This window comes from Pseudoalteromonas sp. S1608, from assembly GCF_005887265.1.
In the GTDB taxonomy this organism is placed as follows: domain Bacteria; phylum Pseudomonadota; class Gammaproteobacteria; order Enterobacterales; family Alteromonadaceae; genus Pseudoalteromonas; species Pseudoalteromonas undina.
In genome coordinates, this window is the sequence record NZ_PNDK01000014.1 from 90,850 (window position 1) to 114,129 (window position 23,280).

At 38.4% G+C, this 23,280-nt stretch carries 20 protein-coding genes; 6 read left to right on the forward strand and 14 right to left on the reverse strand.

All coding sequences use genetic code 11. The features are described 5' to 3' along the window. Positions 1-27 precede the first annotated feature (27 nt). Positions 28-651: a TetR/AcrR family transcriptional regulator gene (locus CWB75_RS06665; protein WP_010389073.1), complete on the forward strand. Its 624-nt coding sequence runs from the start codon at positions 28-30 to the stop codon at positions 649-651. A gap of 62 nt (positions 652-713) precedes the next feature. Here CWB75_RS06665 and CWB75_RS06670 read toward each other — a convergent pair whose 3' ends face one another. The 6 genes from CWB75_RS06670 to CWB75_RS06695 all read right to left on the reverse strand — a co-directional run bounded on the left by CWB75_RS06670 (position 714) and on the right by CWB75_RS06695 (position 6,337). Further along, on the reverse strand, positions 714-1,814 hold the full coding sequence (locus CWB75_RS06670) for a HupE/UreJ family protein (protein WP_138570206.1): 1,101 nt from the start codon (positions 1,812-1,814) through the stop codon (positions 714-716). Continuing rightward, entirely contained in the window at positions 1,811-2,836 is a 1,026-nt protein-coding gene (locus tag CWB75_RS06675; protein ID WP_138570207.1) for a tetratricopeptide repeat protein, read from the reverse strand. The genes CWB75_RS06670 and CWB75_RS06675 overlap by 4 nt, the downstream gene beginning before the upstream one ends. A gap of 46 nt (positions 2,837-2,882) precedes the next feature. After that, a complete protein-coding gene (locus CWB75_RS06680) occupies positions 2,883-3,392 on the reverse strand; it encodes a cadherin-like domain-containing protein (protein ID WP_138570208.1) in 510 nt (169 codons plus the stop codon). Positions 3,393-3,403: 11 nt separating this feature from the next. After that, on the reverse strand, positions 3,404-4,996 hold the full coding sequence (locus CWB75_RS06685) for a DUF4331 domain-containing protein (RefSeq protein WP_010389064.1): 1,593 nt from the start codon (positions 4,994-4,996) through the stop codon (positions 3,404-3,406). A gap of 136 nt (positions 4,997-5,132) precedes the next feature. Continuing rightward, a complete protein-coding gene (locus tag CWB75_RS06690; RefSeq protein ID WP_138570209.1) occupies positions 5,133-5,816 on the reverse strand; it encodes an anti-sigma factor in 684 nt (227 codons plus the stop codon). Beyond that, positions 5,813-6,337, reverse strand: coding sequence for a sigma-70 family RNA polymerase sigma factor (locus CWB75_RS06695; RefSeq protein WP_075170279.1), 525 nt, complete (start codon positions 6,335-6,337; stop codon positions 5,813-5,815). The genes CWB75_RS06690 and CWB75_RS06695 overlap by 4 nt, the downstream gene beginning before the upstream one ends. A 321-nt stretch (positions 6,338-6,658) precedes the next feature. Between CWB75_RS06695 and CWB75_RS06700 the strand changes: the two genes are divergently transcribed. Next, positions 6,659-8,287: a diacylglycerol kinase family protein gene (locus CWB75_RS06700; protein ID WP_075170278.1), complete on the forward strand. Its 1,629-nt coding sequence runs from the start codon at positions 6,659-6,661 to the stop codon at positions 8,285-8,287. A 40-nt stretch (positions 8,288-8,327) separates the two neighbouring features. On the opposite strand, the gene CWB75_RS06705 is transcribed toward CWB75_RS06700, so the two are convergent. Further along, the gene (locus CWB75_RS06705; RefSeq protein WP_010389056.1) at positions 8,328-8,639 is read right to left on the reverse strand and encodes a VF530 family protein; all 312 of its coding nucleotides are present in this window, start codon (positions 8,637-8,639) and stop codon (positions 8,328-8,330) included. A gap of 97 nt (positions 8,640-8,736) precedes the next feature. Next, positions 8,737-9,039: a DUF1496 domain-containing protein gene (locus CWB75_RS06710; protein WP_054201254.1), complete on the reverse strand. Its 303-nt coding sequence runs from the start codon at positions 9,037-9,039 to the stop codon at positions 8,737-8,739. Between the two features lie 104 nt (positions 9,040-9,143). Between CWB75_RS06710 and CWB75_RS06715 the strand changes: the two genes are divergently transcribed. Beyond that, on the forward strand, positions 9,144-9,377 hold the full coding sequence (locus CWB75_RS06715) for a TIGR02647 family protein (RefSeq protein ID WP_008464346.1): 234 nt from the start codon (positions 9,144-9,146) through the stop codon (positions 9,375-9,377). Here CWB75_RS06715 and maiA read toward each other — a convergent pair. Together maiA and hmgA are read right to left on the reverse strand one after the other, a co-directional pair. Beyond that, positions 9,374-10,003, reverse strand: a complete 630-nt coding sequence (gene maiA, locus CWB75_RS06720; protein WP_138570210.1) for a maleylacetoacetate isomerase — start codon at positions 10,001-10,003, stop codon at positions 9,374-9,376. The two genes, CWB75_RS06715 and maiA, sit on opposite strands and share 4 nt — an antisense overlap. A 7-nt stretch (positions 10,004-10,010) precedes the next feature. Next, on the reverse strand, positions 10,011-11,312 hold the full coding sequence (gene hmgA / locus CWB75_RS06725) for a homogentisate 1,2-dioxygenase (protein WP_138570211.1): 1,302 nt from the start codon (positions 11,310-11,312) through the stop codon (positions 10,011-10,013). 152 nt (positions 11,313-11,464) lie between these two features. On the opposite strand from hmgA, the gene CWB75_RS06730 reads away from it, so the two are divergent. After that, positions 11,465-11,896 (forward strand): MarR family winged helix-turn-helix transcriptional regulator, encoded by a 432-nt coding sequence (locus tag CWB75_RS06730; protein ID WP_138570212.1) that lies wholly within the window; start codon positions 11,465-11,467, stop codon positions 11,894-11,896. Positions 11,897-11,943: 47 nt separating this feature from the next. Here the strand turns inward: CWB75_RS06730 and CWB75_RS06735 are convergent, their stop codons facing one another. The 3 genes from CWB75_RS06735 to CWB75_RS06745 form a co-directional block, all read right to left on the reverse strand. Beyond that, positions 11,944-15,054 (reverse strand): TonB-dependent receptor, encoded by a 3,111-nt coding sequence (locus tag CWB75_RS06735; protein ID WP_138570213.1) that lies wholly within the window; start codon positions 15,052-15,054, stop codon positions 11,944-11,946. 326 nt (positions 15,055-15,380) lie between these two features. After that, entirely contained in the window at positions 15,381-18,560 is a 3,180-nt protein-coding gene (locus CWB75_RS06740; RefSeq protein WP_138570214.1) for a TonB-dependent receptor, read from the reverse strand. A gap of 43 nt (positions 18,561-18,603) precedes the next feature. Then, positions 18,604-19,458, reverse strand: coding sequence for a S1/P1 nuclease (locus CWB75_RS06745; RefSeq protein ID WP_138570215.1), 855 nt, complete (start codon positions 19,456-19,458; stop codon positions 18,604-18,606). Between the two features lie 236 nt (positions 19,459-19,694). On the opposite strand from CWB75_RS06745, the gene CWB75_RS06750 reads away from it, so the two are divergent. Continuing rightward, positions 19,695-20,564, forward strand: a complete 870-nt coding sequence (locus CWB75_RS06750; RefSeq protein WP_138570216.1) for a type 2 periplasmic-binding domain-containing protein — start codon at positions 19,695-19,697, stop codon at positions 20,562-20,564. Next, positions 20,564-21,508, forward strand: a complete 945-nt coding sequence (locus tag CWB75_RS06755; RefSeq protein ID WP_138570217.1) for a Rossmann-fold NAD(P)-binding domain-containing protein — start codon at positions 20,564-20,566, stop codon at positions 21,506-21,508. The genes CWB75_RS06750 and CWB75_RS06755 overlap by 1 nt, the downstream gene beginning before the upstream one ends. 141 nt (positions 21,509-21,649) lie before the next feature. On the opposite strand, the gene ushA is transcribed toward CWB75_RS06755, so the two are convergent. After that, on the reverse strand, positions 21,650-23,269 hold the full coding sequence (gene ushA / locus CWB75_RS06760) for a bifunctional UDP-sugar hydrolase/5'-nucleotidase UshA (protein ID WP_138570218.1): 1,620 nt from the start codon (positions 23,267-23,269) through the stop codon (positions 21,650-21,652). Between the last annotated feature and the right edge of the window lie 11 nt (positions 23,270-23,280).

Sequence of the window (23,280 nt, forward strand, 5' to 3'; positions counted from 1 at the left end):
TCTAGTGACTCGATAATGGAGTTTCGAATGAATTCTAAAAATAAAAAGCACCTTGATCCGGTGCAAGCACAAGCGCGTCGTGAGCAGGTATTAACAGCGGCTGCTGATTGTTTTCATCGCAAAGGTTACCATGGCGCAGGTATGGCTGAAATAGCAAGAACAGCAGGCATGAGTGCAGGCCATATTTATAATTATTTTGATAGTAAAGAAGCAATAATCGAAAGTATTATTGAAAAAGATATGGAAGAAATGTTCTCCATATTTCAAGAGTTTGAAGATCAACCTGGTGATATTTTAACAGTATTACTTGATGGTCTACATCATGGCGTACAGCGTCATATGGACACGGGCGCCTGCGTTATTGACCTAGATATGATGGCAGAGGCTAGTAGAAACAAAAAAGTCGCTTTATTGCTACGTGAGGCTGATACGCAAGCACGAAACAGAATGCGGGATTTATTAGTGAGTGAAAGTAGTTTAATAAAATCACATTCAGAACAAGAATTAGAGAGCCGTATTAATGTGATTTTTTCAGTGATGGCAGGATTGTTATTACGAAAAATGCTGTTTCCTGAGTTAACAGAAGAAACCGTGCTTATTGCACTGCGTCCAGCGATGAAAACATTACTTATGCCATTTGATAAAAATTAGAATAAGAATGAGCAGAGGAAAATTAGGCTAACCTTTTTGTGGGTTAGCCTAAATGTTATTCATTAATAACGTTCTATTGACCACTGCAGAGCGATTAGAGCAATCAAGATTGAACCTGAAGGCATTAACCACTTTTGATACCAATTATAGTTTCTTAGGTAAATAAGTATTGGTAAACTGAGACACAAAATACTCAGTTGACCCAATTCAACACCGAGGTTAAAAGCAATAATACTTAGCAGCTGGTAGTCTTCTGACAAGCCTAGTTCACCGAGGACACTTGCAAATCCCATCCCATGAAGTAATCCAAAACCAAAAGTAAGCCAGCCTAAACGTATTACGACGGGCCAAACATTATTAAGTGCTGCAAACAATACTGACACTGCAATTCCTAATTCTACCCAGCGACTATTTGGGGAGACAAGGTTCATAGCTGTGGCTGTAAGCGTAATAGAGTGTGCCAGTGTGAACGCGGTGACTATCCATGCAGTGTGTTTTATGATTTTTATTTTAGAGCTACTTCTTTGCCATGTTTTATCTCGTCTTACCAACACGCAAGTAAGTAACAATACAATTAAAAATAAAATATGGTCTATACCAATCCAAATATGTAACACGCCTTGGTAAACATATTGATTGAAGGTTTCTAGGTAGCTTGTTTGTTCAAAATTAAATGCTTGTTTTTGGTTATGATAGTCAAATACACGCGACACACCGTTGATGTTAACGATAGATTTATGGCTAGCATCGCGGTTAAAAAAAGCTGAGTATGTAAGTAAGGTTGTAGTGTTATTATCGCAATAAAAGCGAATAGGAATTTGCAAATAAGGTTGATTAAAGTGAGTATCGAGCTTAAACGGGCCTTCATTATTTAAAAGGCAGGCTTTTAAGTCTTGGGTAAAACTTATGTTTTGTTCAACAAATTGAGTAATTGAGCTACGTTTTGCTTTTATTTCGGCCCATGTAATTTGCCCATCGTTGTTTAAATCAAGTGCTACTGCATGTTCTAAGTCAGCGATACTGATTTGCCAGTGACCAATATATTGCGTTTTATCTATATTGTTATTTAACACGATATAACTGGTACTTAACTGGTGTGCAAAGCCATTGTTTGTAAAAGCGAACAAACATAAAGCGAAAAAACATAGATAAGTTGATCTCATAGCTTACCTCGTAGCATTGCTTGTGCATCTTTAAGCAACTGCTGATCCATACTCATCTTTGCTTGTTGCCAATTAATGTTTGCCCAGTACAATGCTTTGTCGGGGTTTGGCTGAATATTAATGTAATATTTAGCTAGTTCACTGGCGTGGAAAGTATCTTGGCGAATTTCGCGTAAAGAGACTCTTTCAGCCATCATTTTTTGCCATTTTTGCCCGTATGTTTTTAGATCTTTTTCTGCAATAGCTAGCCTAAGCAACAGCGCATCCTCTAAATTAGTATTATCGTCAACCAATGTGCTTAGGCTGTTAATAATATGCTCAGAGTTATTAAGTCTAAGCTGAATATCAGCCCATAAAACAACAAGGCTCACAGGCATGTTCGATAATTTTATATGATTAATATGAGAGAGTGCTTTTTTATAGTGACCCATTCGGTAACTCATTTCACTTAACACATGTTTGGTTGCAAGATTTGTTTCTTTGTTATCAACTATTTTTAATAGCGATTGATAGCTTTGTTGAACATTTTTGTGTTGGCTTTGTATATCAAGCACACAGGTACTTGCAGTGAGGGTACTTACTAAACCAATTAAAGATATACAGTGTTTTGTTGCTGCTTCAAAACGCCCTTGCGTCATAAAAATATTTGCTAGTAGTAAATGGCTATTAACATGGTTAGGATCGTCATCTATTGCCTCTTTTGCAATATTTATGGCTTGCTCGAATAAATGTTCTTTTTGTAATATACGTGCATACAGATAGCTTACTTCTGAAGTGGGGTTTTCCTGATATAGCTTTACCAAATGTGTTTTAAGGGCCCCTTGTAACCGCTCAGATTGGCCTGAGAATTGACTGTTGTCGAGTAAGTTCTTTATCTCTTCAACAGAAAGAGATGCTTTTAATTTAGTGTTACTAGTTGCAATAACTGCATCATCCTTTGGTACAAAAGGTGCGCCTTGTAGAGTGAGCGGCATTAAAAAGACAGCGATAAAAGTGAATGGCAAATATAAAGGTAAGTGCATTATTTTCTCCTAAAAGTTAGCCTTCCTTGGCTAGTCAGTTGATTGATTAATTTCCGTTTGCTGAAATCAGATCACCAACATCAGTATCTGTATTGGTAAATACTCTACCATTCACAGACAATGGCTCAGCCGTAGGCTGTTGATTTAAAGCATCCGTGGCAAACTGTGCAAATTCAACTTGCAACGCTTCAATAGTGATGCTCACAGTGGCGTTTACTTGTGAACTTATGCCATCGCTTACGCCAAACATAAAGCTGTCTGTACCTGTTGTCTCTTTATTAGGGGTGTAAGTAAAACTACCATCGCTATTTACTTCAACAACACCTAACGTAGGCTCACTTGATACTGAGTAACTTAATGTGTCGCCATCTATATCAGTGGCTCTGAGCATATCAGAGATACTGACCTCTGTTTGAGTGGTGAGTATTACATCACTTGCTGAGGGCGCAGAGTTGGTTATAGTTGGTGATTTATTTTTGTCGTCATCGTTACTGCATGCTGCCATAATCAGGCTTACAGATAGTATACAGACATGACGTAAATTTAGATTATGCATTAGTTCACTCCTTATTTAGAGCCTGCAAGCGGCGTTGCAAGGTAAGGGAATGTGGCATTCATCATTGATGCATTAACAGGTGCGCCATCAGTAAATGGCACAGTGCCTACGTTTGCATCTTCTGGAGTACACAGCCCTAAATCAGTATCTGTACCTGCAACGGGGATAGGGTGGCACAAACGCCCCATTACAACTCGTAGCGCAATATCTACAACATCATCACCAGGGCGTCGTCCATTCGGGAAACCAGCTAAGTCGTCACCTGCAACGCCAAATGCTGATTGGTCGGCCTGCGCAGTCGCTGCAATAGCGGTATTTAGACGCAGCATTTCTGAAGGTGTTACCGTTGCTTGTTGGTTTACCCCTGCAAAGCCTGTCAAAAATGCAGTAATTAAATCTGTGCGTGGAAAATTAGTGGGCGCAAGAGTCTCTAGGCTAGCACCTAGTGTTGTATTAACCGCATCTTTAAATAAGATATTCAGAAGCTCGGGTAAAGAGGGGTGTGATACATAATCTAAAAATTGTCCATCGTCTTTAGGGTGAGATGTTGAGAATGTATCTTTATCTTTAATGCCAATTACAAGCTCATTGACTAGCGGGTTACCTAATCGAGAAACCTGAGTCAATGCCCCTCCATTAACCGCATTATTTGCAAATTTTGCATTAGGGTTAAGTACGCGAGCTTGAGGTAAACTAGCTGTTGTCCACGAACCAATGACTTGATTACCTTCGCCTACAATGCAGGCTTTTGGTACTTCAATAGCTATTGACGTAACATTTTTGTCTGCGAGATCATCATTATCGGCTGATTGGGTTATACCGCCTGGGAAACCTCCACCATCGGCTGCCCCTGGCGAGCTGTCACCTTCAACTGGAACATAATTAACTAAATCAAAAGTTTTACCTAAGTTAACTACAAATGGGTCTTTACGTTGACCGACAAAAACTCTCGCCATGCCTTCACAGTCGGGTATGGCAACTTGATAGACAAACTGATCAGCATAGGCTTGATATTCTGTCATCGATCCAAAGGTTTTATTACCTACATAATCAAGTGGTTTAGAGAACGAGCTAGAGTTTGTAGTGGTATTATTTAGGGTTGTGGTAGTGCCAGTTCGTTGTGGTCCGCTGATCATGGTCATACTGTAGGACTCGCTAAAGTTTACAGCAGCGTCATTACCTGCAGAGATGCCGCCAACATTTTTAAGAGGTACTGAAACGGTCCGCTGATTACCCTCTGGTCCTACAGTCAGTTGTACCCCTTGATTATCATTTGGCAGCATACTTTCAAAGTTAAACGCAAATGTAATATCTTCTATAGCGTCTCCATCATTGTCAATGTGGATGCTATAAGTAGCATCAGGGTCCATTGCAAAGTAATTTGGGCCACCATAAGCATCTTGTAAAGGAATGTAGTTTGCGATGAGGGTTACGTAATCGCCTCGGCCTTGCTCATAACTATTAAATATATAAAAATCGGTAGAGTCTAAAGTTGGGAAGCGGCTTATATTTGGTGCTTCTCTATGGCTAGATGCTTCACTTGGTGCACTTATAAATGTACTGCATACCATTACTGCAAGTATTGATGGAGTAAAAGCTTTCATGACTTTGTCCTTTAGTTTTGTTTGAAGTCATAGCTAATAACGGACAGGATAGTTAAGTGGATGCAAAAAAGTTAAAAGTATTTATTTTTTGTTACTTTTTATGCTGATCGCTTGAAGTAAAGCGACCAGCATCAGTTTATAAAAGTACTAATTCTGTGGTGTATAGTACCTCAGTAGGTAAACCATTCGGTGAACCGCCAACGGGTTCTAAACTAACCGCTAATAATGTTATGTCGGTTGCTTTAAATAGTTTACTTTTGAGAATAGTTTTATCGCCATTTTTGGGTAATAAACCAAGGGAGACAGGGGTATCTTGCCCTTTAAGTATCATCCACAGTTCGTAGTCTCTATCTGTTCGCGCTATTAGTTGGTTACTCGCTTTAATAAAGAGCTTATGGTTACTTACATTTATAAACCACAACGGTTGCTCAGTTTGATTTTTTACTAAAGCTATTTGTTGTGTCTGCTTACTGTTGGTAGTAGGTTGAGTAACTAAAACAGCTAAAATAATACATGCGGCGGTCGCTAAAAATGACCATGCACGCCAAATAGAAGGTTTTATTATTAGCTGTGAATTTTCTAATTGTGGTTTATTTTCGATACGCCGCATTATCTCATGCCATGTGGCATCTGATGGTGTTTGTGGGCTAATAGCACTCGCTAGGTTATTAAGGTTTTGCTCCCATATATTGGTCGCTTCTCTCGCTTTATTTGAAACTAGCATGAGTCGCTGAAAACGTTTACGCGCCAAGCCGGTTAATGTGCCAAGTACATACTCTGCAGCAAGCGAGTTAAGTAATTCTGGTTTGTTATAGTTCATATTGTTAAACACCTTTGTAACTGTACTAAACCTCTGCGAATCCAGCTCTTAACTGTTCCTAATGGTGTGTCAATATGATTCACGAGTTCTCTATGGCTTAACCCTTTGTAGTAGGCAAGGTGGATAGCATGCTTTTGTTGTGGTTCTAGTTGTTCGATACAGTCGACTAATTTAGTGTTTTCATCATAATTGACATCAACGATGTGAGTATCTTGTTGATCCTCAGCTAAAGGTTCTTCCTTACGGACTTTATAATACCTGAGTAGATCAAGGCTTCTGTAGCGAATAATACTAATCATCCAGCTTATTACAGTTCCTTTGGAGGCGTTATACTCAGACGCATTATGCCAAACTTTAATAAAGGCATCTTGTAGTGCTTCTTCAGCATGAGCTCTGTTAGACAACATATTAAAACTAATTGCAAAGAGTTTGCCGCTCGTTTTCTGATATAAACGTGAAAAAGCATGTTTGTCTCCTTGTGCTGTTGCACACAGCAAAGAAAGTAATTCGTTATTTTCCATAATTATCCTATTTTTTATTATTAGTATTAGAACGAGTAAACACGATATTTAGATGCAAAAAGTTGAAAATTAAAATTTATCAATATTTTTTATATAGATAGCAATCAAAGAGCATAGTATGCTTTTATCATACTGTGAATAATTTATTCGATGAGATGTAAAAACTGCATACCATGTTAATCTTTCTTAAGTTGATTTAACTTAGAACTACCGATGCAGAGCAGGTAGCTAGCTAAGTTACTACCTAAGTTTACTAATGGCATAATGATTGCTGGATATGATGATCATTTAAAAGTGTAACACCAATAAAAAGGAAAAATTATGTGGGCTGCAGTAAGTTATCTTGTAACAGCATTGGTATTTATAGTATTGGGATTAACGGTTAACTCCATTTACTTTGCAGTTGCGTTTTTTTGGACCGCACTTTCGCTACTATTAGTCAGCGGCGCTTATTTTTTCAACGCAGGGAAAGTATTTAGAAAACGCGAAAATGGCGTTATCCCTTTTTACATTCGCTGGGCCTTTGTGCCTTTTTTATTAGGTGCGCAAATTTATAATGCGTGGTCACGTAAGCGTGACAAAGTACCGCCTATTCAGCAAATAAATGATAACCTATTTTTAGCATGTCGTTTATTCCCCTCTGATATAGACACATTGAAAGAAAATGGCATTACCGCTATTTTGGACGTTACCTGTGAATTTGATGGCCTTGAATGGACATCTACCCAAGAAAATATCGATTATTTAAATATTCCTGTTCTTGATCACAGTGTGCCTACACACTCACAGTTAAACCAAGCCATTAACTGGATCCATCATCATATTAAAAAAGACCGTCGTGTTGTGGTGCATTGTGCATTAGGGCGTGGACGCTCGGTGTTTGTTATGGCAGCGTATTTATTGAGTCAAAATAAAGACGCGGACGTGCATGATATTCTTGCACAAATAAAAGAAACACGTGAAACTGCGAACCTTAACAAACGCCAATTACGCCATTTAGTTAAGCGCCACCGTAAGGGGGAGCTACTGATAAAAAACAAAGCGTACTTAATTGCTAATCCGGTTTCAGGCACTAAGTTGTGGTCTGAAAAAGAGCATTTAATTGTTGCGCGTTTATCTGCGTATTACGATTTAACCATTTTAAAAACTACGCCAGAACAAAATGGCATTACATTGGCTAAACAGGCTATAGAAAGCCACCCCGATATTATTATTGCTTGTGGTGGCGATGGAACTGTAACTGAGGTTGCCAGTGTGTTGGTAGGTACTTCTTGTCGATTAGGAATAATACCACTGGGCACAGCAAATGCACTCGCTCATGTATTAATGGGGATAAAATCTAAATTTATTCCTGTTGAGCAAGCATGTGATTTAATCATTGATGGTCAAGCTAACCTTATTGATACCGCGTATTGTAATGATGAGCTGATGCTATTATTAATTGGTATTGGCTTTGAGCATGCAATGATTGAAAAAGCGGATCGAGAGTCTAAAAATAAATCAGGTCAACTTGCTTATTTAAATGGTTTTTTACACTCATTTGGCGAAAATAAAGCGCAACAGCTAATAGTTAAATTAGATGATAATGAGCCTGAGACTATTAATACAAATAGTTTTATTGTGGCAAATGCTGCCCCATTCACTACGTTATTAGCGCAAGGGGGCGGGCAACCTGATCACCGCGATGGGTTATTAGATGTAAATTGGTTAACGCCAAACAAAGATAATGAAACCACGGTATTAAGTATTGCTGAGCTGATGTTTAGCAGTATTACGCAAACGCATCTTGCTATTAACTCGCATTATACCAATGCAAAACGTGTAGAAATAAGCGCAGATGAAACGCTAAATTACGTGATTGATGGCGAGGTTAAATCTGCAGATAAAGTGGTGGTGAGCATTCACCCTGCGTCGCTAAATGTAATATGCCAAGAGCAAACACCTGATTAGAAAGGCGTATGTATTACGCCATTGCTATTTTTTGAGCCTTTTATTTTTTAATAGAAGGCCATACAAAACCTGATGTATCAGGTTGTGAGGATTCTGACTGCTTAGTCGGTTTATTTCTAGGTTTACGTAGCGGCTTGTTATTAATGGTGTGGATATAAAGCGCTTCTACTTTATCTCTTGCCCAAGGCGTTTTACGTAAAAATTTTAAACTTGATTTTATACTTGGCGAATCTGTAAAACATTTGATATTTACTTGTTCGCCCATTGCTTTGAAGCCTAAACGTTGTTCTAGTTCAACAAGGATTTGCTCTAAAGTTACCCCATGAAGCGGGTTTTTTGGTTGATTATTCATAGTCACACTGCTTTTTTAAACTGCCTGTATTGTAACGTATCCCACCGCATCTTAATAGTTTGGAGATGGCTGGCAAATCCCAGATTGTTAATCTTGATTAATTTACAGTAATAGTAGAGGGCTTCTTAGGGTAAATAAGGTTACCTTGTTTATCGAGCTTTAGCCAAATTAACTGACTGTTGTTATGTTGGGGGTATTTAGCAGCACAAATAAGGGTAACAGAATGAACTTGCAGTATGGCACCTTCGCTATAGCGTTTATTATCATACCAGCACTCAGTATTAGTGTTTATAAGCTGGGTAGCATCAACAATAGGAAGCGTTTGTATTGTGTTAGCGTAGCTTAAAGCTGAAAAACACAAGCATAAAACAGCAATAATAAAAGTAAAATAATAACGCATGAATAACCTCAAGGTGTTTAAAATAACTACACTTAGCAAAAAAACATGCTAGGGTAAGTAAGACAACTTCAGTAAAACACAGAACAATAAAAAGGTGAACACATATGCTATTTAATCAAACGATGATTGACGAATTTACACTACTTGCCAAATTCCCACGCGAAAGCAAAATGCAGGGGATTAAACTCCATTCAGATGCTGAGCCCGCTTTACTGAGCGCAGCACAACGGTTGTTTGATAAAGGCGTTATTGATAGCCCAGATGGCGGTTATTTAACTGATCTGGGCTTAGACTTAATTGAGCACGTCACTGTAATACACAGTGCGTTAAAAAGTTAGTTTGCGTCGGGTTGATTTTCTGGGGCTGCATCAATAAAGGCGGCCAACTCATTACAACGCTGATAAACGGCTGCTATTTTAGGGTAGGCAGCCATATCTACTTTAAAACGAATGGCATTAAATACCTGCGGCACTAAACATACATCAGCTAAGCTTGGCGACTCGCCTGCGCAAAATGTATTTTTGCTATCAAGCATGCGTTCTATTTTTTCAAAACCAACTTCAACCCAGTGTCGGTACCACTTATTTTTTGCTTCATCATCAATATTAAGTTCACTACTTAAATATTTAAGCACCCGTAAATTATCAATAGGATGAATATCACAGGCAATTGCATAACTTAAATTGCGAATGTGTGCTTTTTGCCATGCATTACCTTGCAATAATGGTGTTTCAGGGTATTGCTCTTCAAGGTACTCTAAAATTGCTAGAGATTGACCTAATACGCCGTCTTCTGTTTCTAAAGCCGGTAACAGTCCTTGTGGGTTTTTTTGTAAGTAATCTGTGCTTTGCTGTTCTGATGTTAATAAGTTAACTGGTATCAATTGATGATCAATATTTTTTAGATTTAATGCGATTCGCACACGATACGCTGCAGATGAGCGAAAATAAGTATAAAGCTTCATAATTTGATTATCCTTGATTGCCATTAAAGTGTTTTTTGATTGTGCGCCAGCAATCAGTGTAATTAGCTTGGCGCTCTTTACCTTCTAACGCGTATTTAGTCGGCGATATTACATAACGTGACTCAAACATAAACGCCAACGTATTATCGTAGCGTTGTGGCTCTAAATCGGCGTTTGACGCTTTTTCAAATACGTCTGCTTCAGGACCATGCGGCGACATACAGTTATGTAAGCTCATGCCACCAGGCACAAAGCCATGCTCTTTTGCATCATATACCCCTTCTATTAAGCCCATAAACTCACTCATAATATTACGGTGATAGTAAGGCGGGCGGAAAGTGTTTTCAGCCACCATCCAACGCGGTGGGAAAATAGCAAAATCGATATTCGCAACGCCCTCAGTACCCGATGGTGAAGTGAGTACGGTAAAGATTGAAGGGTCGGGGTGATCAAAGCTAACGGTATTCATGACATTAAAGCGAGCTAAGTCGTATTTATAAGGCGCACTATTGCCTGTCCAAGCAACAACATCAAGGGGTGAGTGACCAATATCACAACGAAACATATTGCCATTAAATTTAGCAATCAGTTCAAAATCACCCTCAATATCTTCAAAAGCCGCTACTGGATAGTGAAAGTCTCGATCATTAGCATAACCGTTGGCGCCCACAGGGCCGCGCTCAGCAAGGACATAGGCATGGCCGTAGTTTTCACAAATATAGCCACGGGCAGTGTCGGTTAGTAACATTACTTGAAATTTAATACCACGCGGAATAACGGCAATTTCGCCGGCTTTAATAGTTAAATGCCCAAGTTCTGTTTTAAGTAGTAGTTCACCTTGTTGCGGTACAAATAACATTTCGCCATCGGCATTATAAAAAAAGCGCTTGTCCATGGATTTATTGGCGACATAAACATGAATACCAATACCGGCTTGCCCATTCGCGCTGCCATTGGCAGCCATAGTGATTAAGCCATCGATAAAGTCAGTGGGTTCTGCTGGTATATCAATGGGATCCCAACGCAGCATGGTTGGTGGAGTCGGTACTTCGGTAATGGGTGCTGTTCTAATTAAACCATTGTCTATGGCTGTATAATCGCCTTGCACAACCGATGGGCGAATACGATACATCCAAGTGCGGCGGTTATCGGCGCGAGGAGCGGTAAATGCAGTGGTACTGAATTGCTCTGCGTATAAATCATATTTTACTTTTTGCGGACTAAATTGCCCAATCGGTAATGCACCAGGCAGCGCTTCGGTTTCAAATTCATTGCCAAAGCCGGTCATGTAGTTTAATTGTGTCGCCATTACAGACTCCTGTGAAAGTGGGGGAGTATTATATTTTTGTTATTTACGCTAAGGTACTCTCAAGTGAGACTAATATCAAATACACTGACTATGACCGTTGTAAATAAAAGTGAACAGATAAAAGTCGTGTGTAAATAAATAAGTGATTCAATATGAAAATAGATTTAACGACATTTTTACCCTATCAATTAACACACTTAGCAACACAGGTAAGTAATGATTTTTCAAGCATTTATAAAAAAGAGTTTGATTTAACTATTCCTCAGTGGCGAATAATTGCTAATTTAGCGCAATTAGGTCAAAGCACAGCAAAGCAGTTATGTACTCAAGCAGATATGGATAAGTCGACAGTATCAAGAGCAGTAAAAGCGCTAATAGATGAAGGGCTTATTTATAGCGAGTTAAATAAGCATGATAAGCGCGCTGCATTTTTGATGTTAACTGATAAGGGCATGGCTTTATATGAAAAAATAACGCCACAAGCATTGCAATGGGAGCAAGCATTATTAAGCTGCCTGTCGGATGATGAACAACGCCAGTTAATCGCTATTTTAGATAAATTGAAAAATAAATTACAGGCATAAAAAAGCCCACAAAGTGGGCTTTAAATACACTAATTTAATTAATCAAATTAGAACGTGTAACGAACACCTACACGCATTTCCCATAAAGAGGCATCGCGTTGTACAGATTGCTCAGCACTACGTGCACTGAAGTCTGAGTAAACGTATTGACCTTGATCATTTACGTCAACTTTAAGCATTCTATTACCTACGAAAGAGCCTTTTCTTAATACACCCCAGTCATCGTTTAACATATTAGTTAAGTTATCGATTACGAAGAATGCTTCACCTTTATGGCCATCCATAAAGCCAGGTAACTCTTGAGTAATTTTAAAGTTAAACTTAACGAACCAATCAGAGTTTTGTTGGTTACGACCAGTGATTTCACCACGTTTAAGACCTTCAGATGCGATAAAGTCATTAAACTCATTGATTTCATCAGCACTCATGTCGTAAATAACGTTAGGATCGTTTTCAAGTGGTACATACAATAATTGACGCGAGCGATTAGAGTTTGCGTCACCAAATTTGCTATCACTTCCGTTGAATGTAAAGCTATATGGTAAACCTTTGTATGCTTCACCAAATAGGTTGAAGCGAGTGTTATAACCATCAAAGAACTCGTGCTTATAACCTAGGTTTAATGTAAAGCGATGTGGGATTTCGTAATCAGATGATGCTACGCCAGGGTTACCCGGGTTTGATGTTGCTAGGTTACCGTAGTTTGAGCTGGCTACAGAACTAGTCATTGGGTTTACATCATCTGCATCGGTATAAGCGTAAGAGAACTGCATACTTATGCCGTTATCGAATGCTTTGCTTACTGCAGCTGAAATAATTGATGATGAACCGCTATCACCGTTAACATTAGTCAATAATAGCTCGCCATTACGACCTTCAATTGATTCATACAAAGGACGACCGTCAAAACTTACTTCACCAGCAGAGCGAAGTGCGATATCTCGTAATGTCGCTGCATCGCGCTTATCAGTGTAAAGGTAATCTAGAGCAATTACATAATCGTTTTCAGTTGTATATGTTGCACCTAATGAATATTTCCATTCTGATGGGATTTCAAAGTTAGGATCAACAGCATTCACTGTTCCGTCACCTGAACCGATTGGTGTGTTAGCGACTTTATCAAACTGAGATTTCGGAATATCAAAACCTGGGCCCGCACCCGTAACTGTAACATTTTCAGGAGCGAATAAATCCACACTACCAAATTGATGAGCACTGATATTAGTAATACCATCATTTGAGTAAGAGTTAGATAGCCATACATTTGGGTTACCGCCTGAGAACAAGCCAACCCCTGCACGCACTTCTAGTGCATCGGTTGCAAACCACTCAAAGCCTACACGTGGTTGAATTAAATCAATACCATCAAACGTTGACTGATTGCTAAAACCGTAACGATCAGTAAAGTTTTGGTTGAAAGTAGGTTTATCATCGCTTGAATAACTATCGTAACGAAGACCAAATGTTAATGATGCATCGATATCTGAAAAACTGTATTCATCTTGTACATAGAATGTATTTTGTGAATAAGCGAAGCTAGCAGCCGCATCTGTTGGGTCATTTGTGCCTGCTGCATTATTATAATACACAGCACTTGCTATACCTTGCTCGTAATCATCGATAGATGCAAAGCGCCATTCACCTTCAGTGTGTTGTACGAATTGGTTAAATACTTCTAACTTTTCATACTCAAAACCAGCGGTAATAGTGTGCTGATCAAGGTAGTAAGTACCTGAGAATTTAGCTGTAGTAGTGTCGTAGTTTAAATCATTTGATTGACGAGAATCATCAGGACCAACGTACACAGTGGCAGCTGTAGTATTGATTTGGAACTCACCAAAGCCACTTGCCGCGTCTAAAGATTCAACACGAGCGTCAAGCTCTGATTTACCTAAACGAACTTCAGTTGAAAAATCGTCATTCCAATCAGAGTAAAGTGATGCAACGATTGAAGTAAACTCAGCACCTTGCTCATAAAAGTGGCTGTCAAATGCTAGCTCATCACCATCAGCATCTGATTGCGATAAGGTAAAGCCATCATTGTAGTTATAAATTAGGTTAGCACGATGATCATCATTGATGTTCCAGTCTAACTTCACTAAGATTTTTTCATCTTCTACCGGTGAGCTTGCTGGTGTTGCACCGGCTTCGTAACCATAAACATCACGTGTAATTTGTTTAATACGCTCGATGTCAGCTGACGATACTAACGATGAATAGTTAAACTGTTTAACACCTTCAAGTTTCTCGTAAGAAGTGAACAAGAAAAGTGTATCGTTGATTAGCGGTAAACCAACGTTAAAGCCATAACGTTTTTCACTGTAATCACCGTTATCAACGTCATCACCTTCAATCTTATCGCCTTTCATTGAATCGTTAGTGTAATCGTAGAATACGCCACCGTGAATGTCGTTGCCGCCAGATTTGGTAACCGCATTAATGTTACATGATGTGAAACCACCATATTGAACATCAAATGGTGCTAATTCTACTGCTACTTGCTCGATTGAATCAAAAGAGAACGGAGCGCGAATAGTAGGATAACCGTTTGAGCTTAAGCCAAAGTTATCGTTCATTCGAACGCCATCAAGGGTTAAGCTGTTAAAGCGTGGGTTACCACCACCACAGTTGATTGAACCACGGCTATCATCAATAGCAACGCGAGGGTCAATACGAATAATATCTTTTAAATCACGGTTAATAGCTGGTTGATTTTCAAGATCGCTTAACGTGAATGTTGAAGCAGGGCCCGTACCACCAGACATAGTGCTGATAGGGCGACCAGTTACTACAATTTGTTCAATATCTGAGATATTTTCAAGTGAAGTATTAACTGGGTAGTCGCTACCAATGTTCAAAATAATATTATTGAACTCTTGGTCTGCGTAGATGTCTGAGTCTACGATTACTTTGTAAGGGCCGCCAACACGAAGACCTTTAGCAGTAAAGTAACCAGCGTCATTTACTTCAGTTGTTTTAACAGAGCCTGAAGGAACGTGTAAAATAGTAATTTTAGTTCCTGCAGCAGGGTTGCCGTTAGGACCCTTTATTTGACCTTTAATTGCAGAAGTTGTTTCGTTTGCAATTGCAGCACCACTCACACCAACACATGCTGCTATAGCAAGTGATAGAGCTGTTTTGCGAAGTTGAATTTTCATTTTATTTTCCCGTGTAGTTAAATAAACTTTTAATAGCTTTTTTATTTTAATTTTGGATTAGGAGGCTGAGTAACATACCTAACCCAAAATGTTTGCATAGTGTACCTCATTTGATTGTTACAAATAAAATACAACTGTAACTTTTTTATTATAAAACACTTTTCGCATGAACTTTAGCGTTTTATTAATGTTTCAATATTTTACTGTGCAGATAGTAAGTAGTTTTTATGACAAACAGATGAAAAGTGACTTTTTCAAAAAAAAAGCCATTACATAAATGTAATGGCTTTTTAATATTTATAAATTTTTGCAGTGCAAGTTATAGATTAAAACTTATAGCTAACACCGATTTTAGCTTGCCAAGCAGATGAGCTACTAATTCGCGAGTAGTTTCTTACATCAGCGCCGCCATAGGTATTATCAAGTTTATATCTACCTTGGTCGTCAAGCCCACCAAAATCATAAATTGTTTGATTTGAATAGCTTAGACTTTTCTCGATGCCCCAATCACTATTTAAAAGGTTAGCGAAGTTATCAATCATAAAGTACACCTCGCCACTATGACCTTGAGCAAAACCAGGAATTTCCTGCTTTATACTTACATCCATGGTTGTAACCCATGGTTGTGTAGCTGTGTTTTTAGCTAAAATACCGCCACGTTGAGAAATACCAGCACTTTGCAGTAGAGGCTCTAACTCAGCCCAAGAAATTTTTGACTCGCCCCAGTTTACATTTGGATCGTCAGCACCGGTTGGTATGTAAGGTAAATAAGCACCGTTTGTAAACAGTGAACTAGTATCCCCTAAATCACCATCTTTATACATTCCCATTGTGTAGCTGAATGGACGTCCAGAGCGACGTTCAAAGTAGACGTTAAATTTAGTCGCATAGCCACTAAACAACTCAGCGGTATAACCTAGGTTAACTTTAAAGCTATGCTCTATTTCATAAAACCCTCGAGCAGCAATATCTTCATTGCGGTTTACAGTGATATTGTGTTTATAGTTACCTTCTGCCTGTGATGCCGAACCTGCTGAGGACTCTTTAACATCTTGATGCGCATAACTTGCAGAAATAAACAAACCATTATCCCACTCTTTGGCAATGCCCGTTGATAAGATGATTGAACGACCATCATCAGATGAGTTCGTCATTTCAATATCAACGTTATCAGTAAGTGAACCTGAGTATATAGTTTGATTAATCACGCGTTCACCATCAGCAGCTAAGCCGACAGGTGTAATTGAAGAATTGTGCCATACGGCTTCATTTTCTTTTTTATGGTACGCGATTTCGGCTTGCCACTTAAAGCCGTCACCGAATAGCTCAGAGTCAAAATCATACTCAAAACCAACTTGGGTACGAATACTTGAAGGAAGTTTAAAATCTGGATCTATATATGCAACACTACCAGCGCCTTGCTGCAAAGAGTTTTTAATTTCATCAGGCACTTGGGTAATATCAGCAGTGTTATTAGCGTAGTAATCATTTATTACATCATTAGGTGCCGATACGAGTGTGATGCCATCACTTTGGAATGAGTTATTATACCAAACATTAGGAATACCGCCTTGGAAACGACCGATACCACCGCTAATTGTAAGCGCTTCTGTCGCATAATATTTAAAACCAATACGCGGTAAAATGATATCTAAGCCGTCAAGATTTTCTTGATTGGTGAACCCATAAGTATTGGCAAAATTTTCGTTTAGAGTAGGCTTGTCATCTGATGATAAACGTTCATAACGAACACCCGCTGTAACCTCTAAGTCGTCACCAACATAGAAAGTATCTTCAATGTAAAGTGCAAGTTGATTACGTCTTACATCATAAGCGGTATCAGCCGAATTATTCGTGTAGGCATTTTGATAAGAGAAATCATAAAAGCCTACATTGCGGTTCGCAAAGTCTTCTAAGCTATCAAACTTCCATGAGCCCAATGAGTTTTGAGCAAATAAATTGTATAAACGAAGTGACTCGTACTGAGCTCCAAAATTTATTTCATGCTCATCAGTTAAGTAAGTAGCATCGAATGTTAACGTTAAATTTTGTGTTTCAGAGCGATTTGCATGGCGGTATTGATCTGTACCAAAGCTGTAAGATGGGCCATTACGTCCATCTTCGTCTACCGATATACTTCCTAAATTAGAACGTGTCGCGCTGTCTGAAATGACATCTTTATAAGAAATACCAATATCAGTTGAAAAGTCTTCAGTCCAATCTGAGTAGAGTTTAGTGGCAAAATTATTGAACTTAGTAACATACGCATAAGTATTTGACTGAAGAACGATGTTATCACCACCGTAGCTTGAATTACGCTCATCTTGATCGTCTTGCCATTGGTAAGTAAAATCTAGGCGATGATCATCACTTGCATTCCAGCTAAGCTTAACTAATAAGTTTTTATTTGTATCCTCTGGAGCACCCGCTAGTGAATCAGTGAGTCCGTACTCATCATTTAAGATTGAAATGAAACGGTTGTAATTAGCTTCAGTGGTATTAAATTCATTTGCAGCACCTGATCCGCTAAAACCATAATCAAGATCCGATTCACTTGACCATTCTGCATAGTTTACAAAGTAAAACAGCTCATCTTCTATTATTGCTCCACCAACATTAAAGCCAAACCTTTCTTCTGTTTGAATAGGCTCTACTTTATTAGTAGAAAAAGTTTTTTGACCAATCGCATCTAGGTCATCTTCTTCAACGATATTAAGAAGATCTCCTGATATATCAGGGGTAGATATTTCATAAAAGCCAGAAAATTTAAACTCATTTGTACCAGACTTTGTTACCGCATTAATAGTACCGCCACCAAAGTTTCCTTTAGAAGCCGAAAAAGGCGAAACATCTACAGATACTTGTTCAATCGCATCTAGTGCTACAGGGGGTTGTGAGGTTGGGTAGCCACCAAAATTTAAACCAAAGTCATCATTTTGGCCAATGCCATCTACAGTTAAACCATTCGTGCGTGGGTTGCTACCGGCAAAAGTTAGTTGACCGCTACCATTAATACTTGCAAGTGGGTTTAAACGCGCAATGTCTTTAATGTCACGATTAAAGCTAGGCATGTTATTAATGGTATCTTCACCAAACGTACTGCTAGAACCACCTGATTGTTGGATGATTTTATATCCAGAGACTTCAATCTTTTCAATATTTAGTGGTGCTAATTGCGACTTCAAACGATAAGTTTCACCAAGGTTTAAAAAGATGTTTTCAACGGTGGTGTCGTTAAATGTATCAGAGTCGATGATCACCATGTATGGTCCACCAACACGTAAACCATTGGCTATAAAAGTACCACTTTCATTGGTGGTTAGCTCACTGATTGTGCCAGTAGGTTGATGAACAACCTTAATTTTAACGTTTGCAGCGTTTGCACCTGAAGGTGTGGTGATTTTACCACGCATTGCAGATGAAGTATCAGCAGCCATAGCGCTTGTTGAAACTCCTAGAGCAAGAATTACTGCCCCAGTTAATTTCGAAAGGCGAAGCTTTGTCATAGTGTTGATTTCCCGTTTAGGTTATTTAAGTTAGAAACTGAATTTATTTTTTAGTTTGCTGTGTTAATGCCATTTTTGATTTCTTGTTAGTAGGATCAAATAATGTATTTAACAATCCAGCCAAGCGAATGCCCGCTTGTTGTAAGCGCGTTTTTACAATAGGGGTGTGGTTGTAAATATAGTCGTAGCTAATATTTTCTTCTGTTGATTTATATATTTGTAAAGCAAGGTTGTGTGACTCTTCAAGCCAGCTTGTTGGGGTACTGTTTAAATACTCGTTAATTAACTCGCTGTTATTAGTATCTATAAATTGAGCGTATTCAGTAAAAGATAAATTTTCATTTTCTACTAGCTTAGTATCCCATAAGCTATGAAGATTGGTTTGTTGGTTAAAGAAAGAAACCTTAATGCGATTCCCGCCTCTATCTTCAGCTCTACCTGCATGAAATGGTTGATGGCTGTCGCCGACTAAGTGCACTAAAAAACGTAAACTAAACTGCTTTGCTGCAAGGCTGGATTTATCATCCTTCAATACTTTAATTGAATAGTGAATGCCTTCTAATATGTTTGTTACTGATTCTTTATGTTCAGTGTGTTCGTGGTTAAAGTTAAATTTTGCATTGTCATCTGCATTAATATAGTGCCAGCGAGATGATTTTTTTTGCCAAAAATCACCCGGCGCAGAGCGCATTTCATCTGGCCATGTTGAAATTTGTGCTAAAGATTCACCATTGAGATAAGGAATAAGTGCGGCCTTGGTGGTTTCACTTACATGAGCCTCTGCAATTTTGCCAACAACGCGGTGGCCGTTTTGCCCCCATGCATTACAGTCTGTGCTTGCAAATATTGCACTAATTAAAAGTGTTAATGAAAGCGAATGTTTTACATTTATCTGCATCGAGGCATCCTAGTAAGTGTGAAATTTAATTTATAAAACCTTATAAGGTCAATTGTCCGTATTTTTCATGTTGATAGAAAGGACTCAATAAAATTCATACTTTCTTATTTAAAATTAAATATTATCAATGCCCTAGGGTTGATAGGTAAAATTACCTATTGTAATAAGTAATTAAAATTGTTCAAATGTCTTATAACTTCATTTTAGATCGGTGTTTTTTGGGTATTAAAAAGTTAATGTTGCATAAAACAGCAATTGTTACATTTATGTTTATAGTGTTGTTGTTTAGTTGGTTTGCTGGTCAAATGGCTGTAGATGAAAAAGAAATAGCTTTCCCAGTGATGATAGAAACATCAACGACATGTCAAACCACTGCAACGGCTAATCAAAATCAGCTTATAGTATTTACACCCTCAAAGTATGTTGCTCAATTGCTCACTAAAAACTTGTGTGACGATAAGGTCGTGGCAAAGCAATATGGGTCTGTTATAGGCTATTGGGGCTACAGAACCGTCGATAGCTTAGAGTTTGTTGGTAAAGGCATTGCGGATTTAATTTTAGCTAAAAATAATATTATGGAAGCGTTTAGAGCTGAGACTACTTACAATTATCAGCCTGTGGTCGGCTTTTCAGATTACACCGCGTTTTTTATATCTTCAAAAGAGAAGCCTCTGATCACTAAACAGTATTTTTTAGACAAAAAAATAGGCCTGTTAGATTATCCAACTAGCCGATCTGGACATATTTTGCCAAAACAAACGTTTAAGCAATTAGGACTTAATATTGCTCAACTAAAAATAACCTATGCCAGCTCACATAATGAATTGCGGGAATTACTGGCGAACGGGCAGGTTGACCTGATTGCCTCTTTTTGGAGAGAAAATGATAGTAAGCGCTTCTCAAAAAATTATATTACCCCTATAAGCAGTAATGTTGCAGGTACCCGTTGGTACTTAAAAATGCAGCATAACAATACCGATTTACTATGTGCTGTGCAGTCTCACTTACTAAGTATGTCTAAAGAACAATCGTTTCAATACTATCAAGATGTTGAGCCATATTGGCAATGTAATAATTACCCCGTTACCTTTATAGGGGAGTCGTAATGAGAAAGCTTGTATCGTCATTAGGTGTTTTTATATTATTCACTGTATTTTCATTCGTGTTTTACATTTCAACAACACATAAACAGCAACAGGTAAATAAGTTACAAATAATCCAAATAGAAAAACAAATCGCTTTAGACTTACCTTTGCTCGATTTATCAAATGAGCTGCTTAAGCACTCGGGTAATAAAGCGTCTTTACAGCATTATATTCAAACAGTAAATGCTCAGATTCAAGGTACGGGTATACAGGTGATTTCGATAGTGCCAAAGCACGAGTTTAACTTATCCTTGAAAGCCGATGAGTTTATTCGAAAATTAAATAGTAATAATAGCGTGGTGTTTATTGTTTTATCTTTAAAGCAAGCATATTTTTCGGCTGATGTAGTGACTATTTATATACTACTTTTTGGTGTTAGTGCATTACTTATGTTTATGATGAAGCAGAGTACTACTTATCAAAAAAATAAAAAACTAGGTACTGAGCAAGACTCAATTGCCCCAGAATCAAAGTCATTAACACTCGTGATTGATTTAAAAAGTAAAACATTATCCAATAGTTATTATCCTGAGCAACAAGTAGCCTTAGCAAATAAGCCACTATGTTTTTATTTAGCACTTGTTGAATTTTGTACTAATAATCCAGAGGTTAAACTTAACCATAATAAAAATGTGCCCGAGGAGTTGCTAGAGCTTGCAAATAAGTACTTTTATCGGTTAGTTGAACTCGGGCATACTATTAGAAAACGGCCAAACTTTAATAACAGTTTAGAAAAAACCTTAAGCGAAATACGTGCGGCGCTAGATGATGTATTAAATGATTGCCCAGAGCAGAAGGAGTTGTATTATCCGCCAAAGGCATTTGGAGAGGGCTCTCGTTCACGGATGCACAGCTATGGCTTAGTAAATGTCAGCCAAGGCAATATAGAAATAATAGGAAAGTAATTTTGTTTTATCGTTTAGGGTGAGTGATTTGTGGGCTGAAATGTTTGATTTAAGTGAGCTTAAACTAGCTTTGCTCTCACATAAAGTTTAATGAAGAGTGTCATTAGCATTTTAATGACACTCCTCGCTGTTCACATTAGATTACTTAGGTGCAAATTCACGAGCATCAACGGGGCTATGTTCAGCAAAAAATCGCTTTAAAGCTTGCGAGTCAGTTTCATCAGTACTTACAAAACCTGCAATTTGTGTGATTTTTGGATAACTATCGCCACCTGAAGCGTTATATTCATTAATACTCATGCGGTATGTTTTGCTTATATCAAGCGGTTTTCCAGCAATGAACACGTTAGTTACCTGCTCACCTTTCAATTCAAATGCTAAGTTATGATATTGCATGTAAGCCCCAGAATCGGGTGGAAAACGTGTCACAACGTTTAAATAGGTTAAAATATCACTGCCTTTGAAGTCGATATAGGCGACACGATTTTTGAAAGGTTGTACTTTAAGTATATCTTTATAGCTCACGTCACCTGCATTAATGCTATCGCGAACACCGCCACCACTAATAATACCAAAATCCGCACCCACGGTGTTCATTTGTGCTTGGATGATGACGCGCGCAAGGTTTGTTTGTTCAAAGCGTACTTTGTTGCGATCTCCCTCAAGTCTGTCATTGACGAAGCCAATTTTACCTTCAATTTGCTTTGCTCCTTTTTGTTGGTACGCCGCTAAAAAGGTTTGCAGTTCTGGATCTGGTTTAATGTAATTTGCTGAAAGTACGGATTTTACGCTCCCGTCTTTTTGCTTTTTATCTACGTATAAATTAACGGGTAATAATTGATAACTGAGCAGTGATAATTGGCCACTTTCCAATTTAAACTCCGCTTTTCCCACATACTTGCCCCATTCATGGGCTTGCATTATCCATGTTCCATTTTGCTGATCTGGTTTACAGGCTAAACCCGGTTTAAAGTGCTCATCAGTAACATTTTCAGCAGCCATACACACTGGCTCTTGGGAATGGCCACCAATAATCATATCAAGGGCGTTTTTATCTAAAGAACGAGCAAGTGTGACATCACCAGGGGCATTGATTCCATAATTAGCATCTACATAATGGCCCATATGCGTTACCGCAATGGTAATGTCAGGGTTATATTTTGTTTTTAATGTTTGTGTAAGTGAGGCGGTTATTTCAACCGGATCTTTAAAATCTAAGTGACCAATGTATTGCGGGTTACCAATTTTAGCAGTGTCTGTGGTTGTTAAACCAATAACGGCAATGGTTAAGCCGCCTTTGTTAAATATTTTATAGCGCTCAAAAATAGTTTCGTTAGTTTGTTTATCGAAAATATTGGCAGATAAAAGAGGGAAGTTAGCCCATTGCTGTTGTTGTTTTAATACACTTAATGGATTATCAAACTCGTGGTTACCTAATGCCATTGCGTCATAGCCAATTTTCGACATGCCTTTAAAATCGGGCTCAGCAAATTGCAGGTCTGATTCAGGGATACCGGTATTAATATCGCCACCTGATAATAATAACACCTCATGTCCTTGTGCCTTTGCATCTGCTCTTAGCTGGTCAATTAAGGTTTTACGCGCAGCCATACCATATTCGCCTTTTTCGTTATGCCAAAATCGACCATGGTTATCATTAGTATGAAGAACTGTTAAATATTGTGCTGCAGGTTTATTGACAGAGTCGCTGGCACAGCCAGATAAACCAAGGAAAAAAACAAGAAAAATAAGTGTACGCATAAAATACCTAT